The following is a 13,739-nucleotide window of genomic DNA, read 5'->3' as shown; positions in this document are numbered from 1 at the left end:
GTCTCAGCGCGACCGCGTCAGTAGCAGATACATCGCGTAAGGATTGGTTTTCAGATAGCGCACGCCGAGCCGCCGCGGCTCCAGCGCCATGCGCCACAGCCATTCCATGCCGAGTTTCTGCATCCATTGCGGTGCGCGCGGCTTCGAGCCCGACAGGAAGTCGAACAGACCGCCGGAGGTCTTGATCACCCCGACTGTGGTCAGGCGGTGGCGGTTGCGAACGACGAATGCCTGTTCGCGCGGCACGCCCATCGACACCCACATGATGTCCGGTGCCAGAGCCGCGATCTCGCGGCACACCGCGATCTCCTCGGCCTCATCGGCAAAATAGCCATGGCGATGCCCCACAAGCCGCAGCCCTGGATAGCGGCGCTGCATGCGCTCGGCCGCGAGCCGGTTGGAGTCTTCGCTGGCGCCGAGCATGTACATCGTTGCGCCGCGTTTGCTGGCTTCGCGCGCGACCTCGTGGAACAGATCCGTGGTGGCGACGCGTTCGGGCAGCGACTGTCCGCAGCGGTACCGCGACACGAACACCAGCGGCATGCCATCGGCGTGGATCGCGTCGGCCTGCATCACCAACTCGCGCTCGGCCGGATCGACCGCGCAGCGATACGTCACTTCGCCGTTCGCAGAGGTCATATAGGCCGGGTAACGCCACAATCCGCGCCGCTGCAGCGCTTCGTCGACCATCACGCGCGCGGTCTCGGCTTGGTCTGCGACCACGATCGGCAGACCGCCGAGTAACACGCGAGGCCATTGAGCGAACCGTTTTTGCCGGCGGTCGCCCGAGACGCGGCGTTCGCCGTGCGGCAGGTTCTGGTCGAACGGAATCCAGAACGCAGCCTTCCTGCGATCCGACTTGCGCCGATCGGTGCCCGTCGTTGCCGCCGGCTTGTCGCTTCCTTCTTCCGCGCTGGACATCAAACTTCCTCGCGCCCCCCAAAGGAGGCGATCGACTTTGTGGCAGAACAATCGATCATTCGATCAGTCGAAGCAACCTTCCGCGAACCTTCTCCGCTCAACAAGGTAAAGTGGTTAAAGTGGCATCGCTGCGGCCGCAGAAATCCGGTGGCATGTGTCCTGCAAAATGGCGGGCTTTCCTGAGAAAGGTGGCGTGCTTTCCTACGATAGGCCACCGCTGTGCCAATTTGGTGCGACGGGGCGGGCCGAGACCGTGCCGCGGAGACCGTCCCGCGGAGACCGTGTTGCGGAGCGTTGGATCAGCCGAGCCGGCGTTCCCATGCCAGCGCGTCACGCACGATGGTGTCGAGACTGTCGTGGCGCGGCGTCCAGCTCAACTGGTTGCGTGCCCGCTGATTGGCAGCGATCAGCGCTGCAGGATCGCCGGCGCGGCGGCCCTTGATCCGGACCTCGAAGTCGACGCCGGACATGCGCTTTACCACCTCGATCACCTCGAGCACCGAATAGCCGTTCGCGTACCCGATGTTGCAGGTGATGCTGGGCTTGCCAGCGCGCAGATAGTGAAGCGCATCGAGATGCGCCTGCGCCAGATCGGACACATGCACGTAGTCGCGGATGCAGGATCCGTCGGGGGTTGGATAGTCGGTGCCGTAAACGTCGAGCCCTGGCCGCTTGCCGAGTGCAGCCTGCACCGCCACCTTGATCAGGTGGGTCGCGTTCGGCGTCGATTGTCCGGTGCGGCCTTGCGGATCGGCGCCGGCGACGTTGAAGTAGCGCAGGGCGGCGTAGCTGAACGGATGGGCCTGAGCGACGTCGGCCAGCATCCATTCGACCATCAGCTTGGAGCGGCCGTAAGGGTTGATCGGCCGGGTCGGGTCGTCCTCTTCGACCGGTGTGCGGTCTGGTTCGCCGTACACCGCCGCCGTCGACGAGAACACGAAGTGCGGCACGCCGCGCTGGATGGCGCAGTCGAGCAGCGTGCGCGCATTGGCGGTGTTGTTGCCGTAATAGGCGAGCGGCTTGGCGACCGATTCCGGCACCACGATGCTGGCCGCGAAGTGGATAATCGCCTCGATCGGATGCGTGTCCATGATCCGGCCGACGAACTCGGCGTCGCCGACATTGCCCTCGAATAGCGGCACCTCGATCGGCACCATGGCGCGTGAGCCGGTGGAGAGGTTGTCGATCACCAGCGGCCGTTCCCCGGCCTCAAGCAACGCCAAAGTCATATGGCTGCCGATATAGCCGGCGCCGCCGGTGACGAGGATATGGCGTTTGTCCATGCGGCGTCCGTTCGATCTTGCGGGGCGGTGCGGTGATCAGCTCGGGGTGGGGGCGTCCGGCTGCCGATTGCGCAGCCGTGTGCTGGCGATTGCCAGGCTCCAGGTCAAGCCCAGCAGCATGAAATAATGCCGCCAGTGGTCGGTGTCGATGATGAAGCTCTCCAGCAGCGTCACCACCATGGCGGTGACCACCACGATCGTGATCCGCTGCCAGGGCGTTCGCAGGAACACGTTGCGCAGTCCGTAAGCTGCGGTGACGAACACCAGGGCCGGATACAGCGTGCCGCTGATCCAGCCGCCGGACATGAAGGCGTTCAGAAACGAGTTGTGGGTGTCTTCCGGGAAGAACCGGCGGAATTGCAGCGGCCCGATCCCGGTCGGATAATCCAGCGCCATCGCGGCGCCGAGCAGGTGCCGGCCGAACCGTCCGAACCGGCCGCTGTCGTAGGGCTGTGACAGGCTGGCGCGCTGCTTGAACAGCGTATCGATCTGGTCGAACGACAATAGCACCGCGATCGTCGCGCCGAGCACCCCGAGCGCGAGCGCGGCGAGAAGGACAATCCGCAGCCGCCGGTGCTGTGTCGGTGCGGTGATGAACATCAGCGCCACGGTGAGCAGCGAGGCGCCCGCCAGCATGCCCCAGGCGGCGCGCGAGAATGCCAGAAAGATCGCCAGCGAGATGATGCCGAACGCGACGCCGTTGCGCATCATCGTCCAGAACGAACCTTCGATCGCCCGCTGCAGGCTGTAGATCGCCGGAAAGATCAGGAACGCACCGAGCACGTTCGGGTCCTTGAAGGTGCCGCGGGCACGGCCGGCAAAGGTCAGCAGATCCTGGCCGCCCGGCAGCAGATTGAAGTAACCGGCGATACCGGCGAGCGATGCAATGATTCCGCCGATCAGGTAGCCGTGTGCGATCGCCTCGGCGCGTTGCTGCGTGTCCTCCAGGCACACCATGGCAAAGAACACGGCGGTCACTGCCATGTACCAGGATGTCAGGATCCAGTTCAGGACGATGGGATCGTCCATCAGTTCGACTGCGCCGATGCTGTAGCCGAGCTCGACTCCGAGCAGCAGGCCGATCGGTACGATCAGCGCTGGAGCCATCCGCAATCCGCCGGTGACGGCGAACACTGTCAGCGCCAGAACGATGGCTATTTCATATGGGCTCGGCTCGATGAACACGATCGCGCCGCTGGCGCCGACCAGCCACAAAAGGCCGAGCTGTAGCGCCTTGAGGCGCGGAGCATTGGCGGATCGGGAGGCGACGCGCGGCGCAAAGGCGAAATCGGTCATCAGGTTCAGCCTTGGGGCGCGCTCGGTCCCGAAAAGGTTTCGTTAACCTTTGCAAGCGGCGCGGCCCGCGGTGCCGGCGGGGCACGCATCGGGCGCAGTCGGTGCTCACCCGCGAGTATGAAGCGTCGCAATTAACGACAACTTATCGGACATGGCGACGGGGTGGGATCTTCGTTCGCGGGCCTTTACCACGATCGCGTGTCGGGCATGCGCCAACATGCCGCTGTGCGCTATCGAAGATCGCAACAGCACGGACGATGGAGCTTGCGATGACGATCAGCAGAAGGGCGTTGTTTGGTTCGGCCGCCGGGGCGGTGATCTACGCCGTCGGCGCGCGGATAGTCACGCCTGTCGCGGCGGCAGCGGCGACGTATCCGGCACACCCGGTCAAGTGGATCGTGCCCTACGCGGCCGGCGGTGCGACCGACGTGTTGTCGCGCCTGATTTGTCAGCATCTGTCGGAAAAGCTCGGTCAGAGCTTCGTCGTCGAGAACAAACCTGGCGCCGGCAGCACCATCGGCACCCAGGTCGTGATCAACTCGCCGCCCGACGGGTACACGCTGCTGCTCACCAGCACGGCGAATGCGATCAACGCCTCGTTCGACCGCGCGCTGCCGTTCGATTTCGCCAAGAGCATCACGCCGGTCGCGGGCGTCGCCCGGATTCCGCTGGTGCTGGTGATCAACAACGACATTCCGGCGACCAATGTCGCCGAGTTCATCGCCTATGCCAAAGCGCATCCGGGCAAGATCAGCGTCGGCTCGTCCGGCGTCGGCACCTCGCTGCATCTCTCGGGAGAGCTGTTCAAGTCGATGGCCGGGATCGAGATGGTGCATGTGCCGTATCGCGGCTCGGCGCCGGGGCTGACCGATCTGATGAGCGGTCAGATCCAGGCGATGTTCGACAACGTCACCTCGTCGTTCGCGCTGGCGCAGGCCGGCAAGATCCGCGCGCTCGGCGTCACCAGCCGCGAGCGCTCGGCGGTACTGCCGCAAGTGCCGCCGATTGCCGATACGCTTCCAGGCTACGACACCAGCTCGTTCTACGGCGTCGGCGCGCCGCATGGCACGCCGCAGCCGGTCGTGGATCTGCTCAACCGTGAGATCAACGCCGCGCTGGACGAGCCGACGATCAAGCAGCGGATCGCTGATCTCGGCGCCATCCCGCTGCACGGCGACGCCAAGCAGTTCGGCGCAATGCTGGCGGCGGAGACCGAAAGCTGGCGCAAAATCGTGGAAGGGGCGGACGTTCACAAGCAGGGCTGAGACCGAATTGGTCGGCGTTCTCCACCGCGCTGCCTGCGGCGGGGTGCCGCCGGCTTGCAAATCGCGACTGAGGCCCCGATATTTCCGGTTGCACGCGGTGTTGCGCAACAGGAGACGCCGGATGCCTTCACTCCCCGAATGGAACGTCCCGGCCGCGATCCGGCCGCGCTCGGCCGATTTCGGTTTTGATCTCGATCGCGCGCTGTCGGCAGTGGTCGGGCTGCATGCGATCATTCCAGCAGATGCTTACACGGCGGGTACGCTCGGTACAGAGCGCGCCGGCAACGGCGTGCTGATCGACGATGGCCTGGTACTGACGATCGGCTATCTGATCACCGAAGCCGAGACGGTATGGCTGCATCTCGGCGATGGCCGTGTCGTCGAAGGCCATGCGCTCGGTTTCGATCAGGAGAGTGGTTTCGGTCTGGTGCAGGCGCTCGGCCCGATCGACTTGCCGCCGCTCACGCTCGGCCGCTCTGCCTTTGCCAAAGCGGGCGAGCGCGTGATCATCGGCGGCGTCGGCGGTCGCACCCGCTCGGTCGCCGGCCGCATCGCGACGCGTCAGGAATTCGCCGGCTATTGGGAGTATCTGCTCGACGACGCGATTTTCACGGAGCCGTCGCATCCGAATTGGGGTGGCACCGCGCTGTTGTCGGCGTCCGGCGAACTGATCGGCGTTGGCTCGCTGCAGATCGAGCGCAGCGGCTCGAACGATCACTACAATATGAGCGTGCCGATTGATCTGCTGCCGCCGGTGCTCGACGATCTCCGCAAGTTCGGTCGGCCCAACAGGCCGGCGCGGCCGTGGCTCGGGCTGTATTCGACCGAGATCGAGGACAAGGTCGTGGTCGTGGGGATTGCCCCGAAAGGCCCGGCGGCGCGCGCCGAGCTGAAGACCGGCGATGTCGTCCTCGCAGTCGCTGGCGACAAGGTGAGGAGCGAAGCCGAATTTTATCGCAAGGTCTGGTCGCTCGGCGAGGCCGGGGTCGAAGTACCGTTGACGCTGTTCAGCGGCGGCGCCACCTTCGACGTAGTGCTGCATTCGTCCGACCGCGCCAAGTTCCTCAAAGCCCCGCGGCTGCATTGATCTCGCCGGGCCCGCGGTCTGATGCTTCGACATCAAGAGGATTGCCGGGCTTGATCCGGCAATCCATCGTCTTGAAGCGAGTAAGCGCGCTTTCCGCGCGGAATGGATACGCGGGTCAAGCCCGCGTATGACGCCAATATCAGGGCGAGTGCTATGCTCTGTACACCTACGCCTCTGCGCCGTTACTTCCCGGGGATCTTGTCGTCGATGCCTTTGACGTAGAAGTTCATGCCACGGATCTGGGCGTCGTCGAGGTGATCGCCGCCTTTGCATTCGACGTCCTTGCCGTCCTGATCGAGGATCGGGCAGGCGAACGGCTTGATGGTGCCGGCGATGATGCCGGCTTCGGTGTCAGCGGCGAGCTTCTTCACGTCGTCCGGCATGTTGGTGTAGGGCGCCATCTCGATCATCTTGTCTTTCAGGCCTTCCCAGACATCCTGCGACGACCACTTGCCGTCCATCACTGCCTTGACGCGTGAGACGTAGTACGGCGTCCAGTTGTTGACGATGGCGGTGAGCTGCGCCTTCGGGCCGAACTTGATCATGTCGGAATCCTGGCCGAATGCGTGGATGCCGCGCTCGTTGGCGATCTGCATTGCCGCGGCGCTGTCCGTGTGCTGCATGATCACATCGGCGCCCTGGTCGATCAGCGCCTTTGCGGCGTCGGCTTCCTTGCCGGGGTTGAACCAGGAGTTCACCCAGACGATCTTCACCTTGATGTTCGGGTTGATCTTCTGCGCCGCCAGCATGGTGGCGTTGATGCCGGAGATCACTTCGGGCACAGGGAACGAGCCGATATAGCCGATCACGCCCTTCTTGGAGATCTTCGCCGCGATGGTGCCCTCGATGGTGCGGCCTTCGTAGAACCGGCCCGCATAGGTCGACACATTCGGTTCGCGCTTGTAGCCGGTGGCGTGTTCGAACTTCACATCCGGATATTTCTTGGCGACCTTGATCACCGAATCCATGTAGCCGAACGAGGTGGCGAAGATCAGCTTGTTGCCGGCGCGGGCGAGCTGTTCGATCGAGCGCTCGGCGTCCGGTCCTTCGCCGACCTTCTCGAGGAAGGTCGTCTCGACCTTGTCGCCGAATTCCTTGACGATCGCCTGGCGCGCCTGATCGTGCTGATACGACCAGCCGAAGTCACCGACCGGTCCGACATAGACGAAGCCGATCTTCAGCTTGTCCGGCTTGGTCTCCGGCTTGTCCTGGGCGTTGGCCGCCGACAGTGCCGCGCAGCTCGCCGTCAGTACCAGCGTCGCCGCCATGATCGCCTTGTTCATCCGATTCTCCGCTTCGTCGTTCGGGGATCGTCGTGGTTGCGAGCCCCGCGCCCCCGCCGCGCGGCTCCCGACTTAGATCTGGTTCAGCGCTCCGGCACGAAGGTGGTTCCGAGCGCCGCCGGCGCCACCGACCCACCGCGGCGGACGCGCGAGATCAGCACCAACACCAGCACCGTGGCAAGATAGGGCAGAGCCGACATCAATTGCGACGGCACGCCGAGTCCGAACGCCTGGGCGTGCAATTGCAGGATCGACACCGCGCCGAACAGCGCCGCGCCGGCGACCAGTCGGCCCGGCCGCCACGAGGCGAACACCACCAGCGCCAGCGCGATCCAGCCGCGGCCGGCGGTCATGCCCGGCGCGTAGAACGGCGTGTAGGCCAGCGTCAGATAGGCACCGGCGAGGCCGGCACAGCCGCCGCCGAACAGCACCGCCAGCGTCCGGATCGCCGCCACGTTGTAGCCGAGCGCATGCGCCGAGGCCGGATCGTCACCGACTGCGCGCAGGATCAGTCCTGTTCGGGTGCGGGCAAGCACGAAGGCGATTCCGCCGATCAGCCCGATCGCCAGATAGACCAGCGCGTCCTGACCGAACAGCAGCTTGCCGACCAACGGCAGATCCGTGAGCCATGGCAGCCACAGATGCGGCGCGGCGCTGATGTTCTCGCCGACCAGCGGCGCCCCGATCAGGCCGGCCAGACCGGTGCCGAGGATCGTCAGCGCCAGGCCGGCCGCCACCTGATTGATGGCGAATCCGATCGCGGCGAGCGCGAACAGCGCAGCAAGCGCGACGCCGGCCACGATCCCGCAAAGTGCGCCGATCGCGGTCGAGCCGGTCGCCCAGGCGCCGGCAAAACCGCACACCGCGCCGATCAGCATCATGCCTTCGACACCCAGATTGAGCACCCCGGCGCGCTCGGCGACGAGTTCGCCGCTCGCCGCCAGCAGCAGCGGCGTCGAGGCGGTGATGATCGACAGCAGGATGGCTTCAACGAGGCCCATGAACCGCCCTTCGTTGCGGGATGCGCCAGCGGATCCGGTACAGGATCAGCGAGTCGCAGGCGAGCACGTAGAACAGCAGGATGCCCTGGATCACGCCGGTGATGTCCTGCGGCAGTTTCAGGGCGATCTGCGCCTGCTCGCCGCCGATGAAAGTCATCGCCACGAACAGACCGCTGGCAAGGATGCCGAGTGGATTGAGCCGGCCGAGGAACGCCACGATGATCGCGGTGAAGCCATAGCCCGGCGAGATGTCCGGCTGCAGGTGTCCGATCGGTCCGGCGACCTCGATGATGCCGGCGAGGCCGGCCAGCGCGCCGGAGATCGCGAAGGTCGTCAACACCAGACGATCGCCGTCGAAGCCGGCGAACCGTGCTGCGCGTGGGGCGGTACCGACCACCCGGATCTCGAAGCCCTTCAGCGTCCGCCCGAGCAGGATCGCCGCTGCGGCGACCGCGACCAGCGTCAGGATCAGGCCGGCATGGACGCGGCTGCCGGCGATCAGCAGCGGCAATGTCGCGGCCGGATCGAATTCGGCGGTGGTCGGAAAGTTGAAGCCGGCCGGATCGCGCCAGGGCCCGCGCACCAGATAGTCGAGCAGCAGGCCGGCGACATAGACCAGCATCAGGCTGACCAGGATTTCGGAGGCTCCGAACTTCACTTTGCACAGCGCCGGGATCAGCGCGTAGGCGGCGCCGGCCAGCGCGCCCGCCAGCAGCATTGCGGGCAGCAGCCACGGTCCGGGATCGGTGCCGTGCGTCATCACCGCGAGGCCGCTGCCGGCGATCGCGCCGATCAGCAACTGGCCCTCGGCGCCGATGTTCCAGGCGTTGGCACGATAGCACAGCGCCAGCCCCACCGCGATCATCACCAGCGGCGAAGCCTTCACGGCGATTTCCTGCAGCGAATAGCCATCGGTCAACGGCGTGATGAAATACACCGCCAATGCGGTCGCTGGATTCTGGCCGAGCGCAGCGAACACCACTGTCATCGTCACCAGCGTCAGCGCGATCGCCAACAGCGGCGAGGCCAGCGCGATCGCTACCGATCGCTCGCTGCGCCTCTCAAGCACCAGCGCCATCGCGCGCCTCCGTGGTCGGCCATCCGCTGCCGCCCATCAGCAGCCCGAGTTGATCGCGGCCGATCTCGCTGACGGGACGCGGCGGCGACAGCCGGCCGTGAAACATCACTGCGATCCGGTCTGCGATTTCGATCAGCTCGTCGAGATCCTGACTGATCACCAGCACCGCAGAGCCGCGTGCAGCGAGGTCGAGCAGCGCCTGGCGAATCGCGCTGGCGGCCCCAGCGTCGAGCCCCCAGCTCGGCTGATCGACGATCAGCAGCTTGGGCCGCCGCAGGATCTCGCGGCCGACGATGAATTTCTGCAAATTGCCGCCGGACAATCGCGCCGCCTCCGGGTCACGCTTGGCTTTGCGAACGTCGAAGGTTTCGCTGACCCGATCGACCAACGCCAGCGTGGCGCCGCGGTCGACCAGGCCGAAGCGCACCAGCCTGCCTGTGGCGTGGTCGGTGAGGAGTGCGTTGTCGGACAAGCTCATCGTCGGCACGGTGGCGTGGCCGAGCCGCTGCTCCGGCACGAACGCGGCGCCGAGCCGGCGCCGCTGATTGATCGTCAGTCCGCCCGCCGCCGTGCCGACGATGGCGACGGCGTCCTCGCGGTCGATAGCCGTCTCGCCGGATAGCGCCGCGAACAGTTCGTCCTGTCCGTTGCCGGCAACGCCGGCGATGCCGACGATTTCGCCGCCCCGCACCTGGAGTGCGACGTCGCGCAGCGTGACGCCATGCGGATCGTTCGGCCGCAGCGTAAGTCCTGTCACGGTCAGCAGCGGTGCACCGATCGTATGACTCGATTGCTTCGGTGCGATCACGTCGCTGCCGACCATCATGCGGGCCAGCGTGGCGGTGCTTTCCAGGCGCGGATCGCAGCGTCCGACGACGCGGCCTCCGCGCAGAACGGTGGCGGTGCCGGCGAGACGCTTCACCTCGTCCAGCTTGTGCGAGATGTACAGCAGCGCCCTTCCGTCGGCCCGGAGCTGCTCCAGCACCTCGAACAGCCGGTCGGCTTCGGCCGGCGTCAGCACCGCGGTTGGCTCGTCGAGGATCAAAAGCTGCGGGTCTTGCAGCAGCGCGCGGACGATCTCGATCCGTTGCCGCTCACCGACCGACAGCCGCCATACCTCGCGCTTGGGATCGAGCGGCAGGCCGTAGCGCTGTGCGATCTGCTCGAGTTCATCGGACAGCTTCCGCACCGGCGCGCGGGCATCGAGCCCGAGCGCGACGTTCTCCGCGACGGTCAGATTATCGAACAGCGCGAAGTGCTGCGACACCGCGGCGATGCCGCGTGTCCGGGCTTCGGCGGGGCCTGCGAATGCGACGGGCGCGCCGCGCCATCTCATCTGTCCGCTGTCGGGTTGCAGCAGTCCGGTGATCAGCTTCACCAGCGTCGATTTGCCGGCGCCGTTCTCGCCGAGCAGCGCGTGGACTTCGCCGCCGGCGAGGTCGAGATCGATCGCCTCGTTGGCGGTGAAGCCGCCGAATCGCTTGGTCAGCCCGCGGCCCTGGAACAGCGGGGGTAACGGCTCGGTCTGGCCGGGGTCAGAAGGGGGAGCCATTCACCATCACATCGGCGGCGGGTAATTTCGTAAGGCAGCAGGCTGGGTGAAGACGCCCAGGCGCCGATAATGTAGTGGAAATTTCCTGCGGCGGCGATCCGTCATCCGTTCGTCGACTGCACGGCTTAGGTCGTATTCTGTACCTTGGAAACCATCATGGCCGTTCGTTTGATCATTGCGTGGATGCTGCTCGCCGCCGCCGCCGGATGGGGAGCCTGGTTCGTCGCGCGCGCGTCGCGGCGGGCGCTGTGGTTCAGAGTCGCGATCGCCGCCCTCGCTTTGATCGGATTCGCCGCGTCGTTCTGGATGTACGGCGATCATCTCGACAAGACGCTCGGCGCGGTGATTGGCTATTTTCTGTTGTGGGGCTCCGTCTTCGTACTGTCCGGCGTGTGTGCCGGGGTGGTGGTCGGCACGTTGATCGCGCTGCTGCTGGGGTAGGCCGGCGGCGCCGCGGGCCGATGAAACCGATTGCCGCGACGATCGTTATGCCAGACCCCCGCGGCAGGGCTCTGCGCCGCAGGCTGTCGCTCGCCCTTTTCGGAGACCCGTCATGATCGCTCGTCTTGCTGCTCCTGTTCTCGCCGCCGGCTTTGCCGGTGCTCTCCTGCTCGCTCCGACCGCGGGCGTTGCCGCGGGTGCATTCGACGGTCTTGCCGGCTATTGGGCAGGGTCGGGGCGGGTGCAGATGTCCGACGGGTCCGCCGAGCGAATTCGGTGTCAGGCGTCCTATGCGGTCGGCGGCGGCGGCCGGCTGATGCAGCAGAAGCTGACCTGCGCCAGCGACAGCCACAAGTTCGATATCTCGAGCAACGTCGAGGAAACCGGCGGTCGCCTGTCGGGCACCTGGAGCGAATCGACGCGCAACGTCACCGGCAACGTCTCGGGCACGGTGCGGGGCGGCGGCATCTCGGCGCAAGTGGCGGGCCCGGGATTCAATGCGTCATTGTCGGTCGCGACCCGCGGCACGTCGCAATCGGTGACGATCGTGCCGCAAGGCAGCGACGTCCGGCAGATTTCGGTGTCGATGAAGCGGCGCTGATACACGAAAGACGGCGCGTACCGCTGCATGCGCCGTCTGCTCCCTCCTGCCGCCATTTCCATTTGCTGCAGCCAGCGCTCGGCCGCTCGCAGTCGCGTGATAGCATCTTGCCGAACATTAATATCCGGCACAGCTCCCCGTAAGGTCGCCCTCCTATACTTGGTCTCATCGCTTCACGCTCACGACGACCAAATGGAGACCATGTCATGGAAGGCGATCACACCGACCACGTATCAGTTCAAGACGAAGCTCGCATTCGGAAAGTGTTGAGGCCGCGGCGGCTTTCGCTGATGGCTTCCGCTGCGGGTTTGAGCATGGTGGTGGCGCTCGGCGGTGCCGGATTCCTCACCCGCGAGATGCCGTCGCTGACGTCACCGGCCTATGCGGCCGAGAGCGGCACACCGGCGCCGGCCGGATTCGGTGATCTGGTCGCCAGGGTGAAACCCGCGGTGATTTCGGTGCGGGTCAAGATCGACGAGGATCGACAGGTGACGCCGCTGGTGCGCGACGACGGCGAGCAGATGCAGTTGCCGCCTGGCTTCCAGCAGTTCGAGCGTCAGTTCGGTTTCCGTGGCCCTGAAGGCATGCCGAAGCGGCATCAGACGATCACCGGCGAGGGCTCCGGTTTCTTCATCACCGCGGACGGCTACGCGGTCACCAACAATCACGTCGTCGATCACGCCAAATCCGTGCAGGTCACCACCGATGACGGCACCATCTACACCGCCAAGGTCGTCGGGACAGACCCCAAGACCGATCTGGCGCTGATCAAGGTGGACGGCAAGACCGATTTCCCGCACGTCAACTTCGCCGATGCGCCGGCGCGGGTCGGCGATTGGGTGGTCGCGGTCGGCAACCCATTCGGTCTCGGCGGCACGGTGACGGCCGGCATCGTCTCGGCGCGCGGCCGTGATATCGGCTCCGGCCCCTACGACGACTACGTGCAGATCGATGCGCCGATCAACAAGGGTAATTCCGGCGGCCCCGCGTTTGATACCAGCGGCAATGTGATCGGCGTCAACACCGCGATCTACTCGCCGTCGGGTGGCTCGGTCGGCATCGGCTTCGACATTCCGGCCGCCACGGCGAAACTCGTGGTGTCTCAGCTCAAGGACAAGGGCTACGTCACCCGTGGCTGGCTCGGCGTCCAGGTTCAGCCGGTCACGGCGGAAATCGCCGACAGCCTCGGCATGAAGCAGGCGCGCGGTGCGCTGGTCGACACGCCGCAGGACGGCAGCCCGGCCGCAAAGGCGGGTATCCAGGCAGGAGACGTAATCGCGGCCGTCAACGGCAAGGAGGTCAAGGACTCGCGCGCACTGGCGCGGACCATCAGCACGATGGCGCCGGGCTCCTCGGTCAAGCTCGATGTCCTGCACAATGGCGAGTCCAAGACGATCGATCTGACGCTCGCTGAAATGCCGGGTGATCATCAGAAGGTCGCCGACAACAGCGGCGATCACGATGCCAGCCGGCCCTATCTCGGCCTGCGCGTCGCGCCGGCGAGCGACGTCGACGGCGCCGGTCAGAAGGGCGTCGTCGTGACTGGCGTCGATCCGGACGGTCCGGCCGCCGACAAGGGCGTGCGCACCGGCGACGTAATCCTCGCGGTCGGCGGCAAGTCGGTATCGAACACCGGCGATGTCCGCAGTGCGCTGGCCGCGGCCAGCAAGGACGGCAAGAAGACCGTCCTGATGCGGGTCAAGACCGCGGACTCGGCGGCACGCTTCGTCGCGGTCCCGATCGCCAAGGGCTGAGCCGATCTGCTCGTAACTGTCTGCCTTCGACGAGGGACGGCCTGGCGCCGTCCCTCTATTTCTGTGTGTCGGGCTGTGTGACCGAGAATTCATCTTGCGTCCGGCAACCTGAACCACCATCGCCGCGTTGACGACCCAGACGGCTTCGTCCGTTAGCTCCATCTGCTCAGCAAAGGG

Annotated in this window: 12 protein-coding genes; 5 read left to right on the top strand and 7 right to left on the bottom strand. The window is 65.7% G+C overall.

Annotated features, from left to right (window positions below; translation table 11 throughout):
* Window positions 1-3 precede the first annotated feature (3 nt).
* The 3 genes from M9H71_RS05410 to M9H71_RS05400 form a co-directional block, all read right to left on the bottom strand.
* On the bottom strand, window positions 4-921 hold the full coding sequence (locus M9H71_RS05410; protein WP_455404056.1) for a WecB/TagA/CpsF family glycosyltransferase: 918 nt from the start codon (window positions 919-921) through the stop codon (window positions 4-6).
* 299 nt (window positions 922-1,220) lie between these two features.
* Window positions 1,221-2,204 carry a UDP-glucose 4-epimerase GalE gene (galE, locus tag M9H71_RS05405; RefSeq protein WP_455404055.1) on the bottom strand — a complete coding sequence of 328 codons (984 nt, stop codon included), beginning with the start codon at window positions 2,202-2,204 and terminating at the stop codon, window positions 1,221-1,223.
* A 36-nt stretch (window positions 2,205-2,240) separates the two neighbouring features.
* Window positions 2,241-3,500: an O-antigen ligase family protein gene (locus M9H71_RS05400; RefSeq protein WP_455404054.1), complete on the bottom strand. Its 1,260-nt coding sequence runs from the start codon at window positions 3,498-3,500 to the stop codon at window positions 2,241-2,243.
* A gap of 269 nt (window positions 3,501-3,769) precedes the next feature.
* On the opposite strand from M9H71_RS05400, the gene M9H71_RS05395 reads away from it, so the two are divergent.
* The gene (locus M9H71_RS05395) at window positions 3,770-4,765 is read left to right on the top strand and encodes a Bug family tripartite tricarboxylate transporter substrate binding protein (RefSeq protein ID WP_455404053.1); all 996 of its coding nucleotides are present in this window, start codon (window positions 3,770-3,772) and stop codon (window positions 4,763-4,765) included.
* Between the two features lie 121 nt (window positions 4,766-4,886).
* Window positions 4,887-5,852 carry a S1C family serine protease gene (locus M9H71_RS05390; protein ID WP_455404052.1) on the top strand — a complete coding sequence of 322 codons (966 nt, stop codon included), beginning with the start codon at window positions 4,887-4,889 and terminating at the stop codon, window positions 5,850-5,852.
* Window positions 5,853-6,034: 182 nt separating this feature from the next.
* Here M9H71_RS05390 and M9H71_RS05385 read toward each other — a convergent pair whose 3' ends face one another.
* The 4 genes from M9H71_RS05385 to M9H71_RS05370 all read right to left on the bottom strand — a co-directional run bounded on the left by M9H71_RS05385 (window position 6,035) and on the right by M9H71_RS05370 (window position 10,766).
* Window positions 6,035-7,135: a BMP family ABC transporter substrate-binding protein gene (locus M9H71_RS05385; protein ID WP_455404051.1), complete on the bottom strand. Its 1,101-nt coding sequence runs from the start codon at window positions 7,133-7,135 to the stop codon at window positions 6,035-6,037.
* 83 nt (window positions 7,136-7,218) lie between these two features.
* Window positions 7,219-8,136, bottom strand: coding sequence for an ABC transporter permease (locus tag M9H71_RS05380; RefSeq protein WP_455404050.1), 918 nt, complete (start codon window positions 8,134-8,136; stop codon window positions 7,219-7,221).
* A complete protein-coding gene (locus M9H71_RS05375) occupies window positions 8,123-9,214 on the bottom strand; it encodes an ABC transporter permease (protein ID WP_455404049.1) in 1,092 nt (363 codons plus the stop codon). Before M9H71_RS05375 ends, M9H71_RS05380 begins: the two co-directional genes overlap by 14 nt.
* Window positions 9,198-10,766, bottom strand: a complete 1,569-nt coding sequence (locus M9H71_RS05370; protein WP_455404048.1) for an ABC transporter ATP-binding protein — start codon at window positions 10,764-10,766, stop codon at window positions 9,198-9,200. The genes M9H71_RS05375 and M9H71_RS05370 overlap by 17 nt, the downstream gene beginning before the upstream one ends.
* Window positions 10,767-10,922: 156 nt before the next feature.
* Between M9H71_RS05370 and M9H71_RS05365 the strand changes: the two genes are divergently transcribed.
* The 3 genes from M9H71_RS05365 (at window position 10,923) to M9H71_RS05355 (ending at window position 13,562) form a co-directional block, all read left to right on the top strand.
* Window positions 10,923-11,207 carry a hypothetical protein gene (locus M9H71_RS05365; RefSeq protein WP_455404047.1) on the top strand — a complete coding sequence of 95 codons (285 nt, stop codon included), beginning with the start codon at window positions 10,923-10,925 and terminating at the stop codon, window positions 11,205-11,207.
* 112 nt (window positions 11,208-11,319) lie between these two features.
* Complete coding sequence (locus tag M9H71_RS05360) at window positions 11,320-11,808, top strand: hypothetical protein (protein WP_455404046.1); 489 nt, start codon at window positions 11,320-11,322, stop codon at window positions 11,806-11,808.
* A 206-nt stretch (window positions 11,809-12,014) separates the two neighbouring features.
* Entirely contained in the window at window positions 12,015-13,562 is a 1,548-nt protein-coding gene (locus M9H71_RS05355; protein WP_455404045.1) for a Do family serine endopeptidase, read from the top strand.
* Window positions 13,563-13,739 lie beyond the last annotated feature (177 nt).

This window comes from Rhodopseudomonas parapalustris, assembly GCF_053772255.1.
This window is presented reverse-complemented; position numbering and strand designations above follow the sequence as displayed.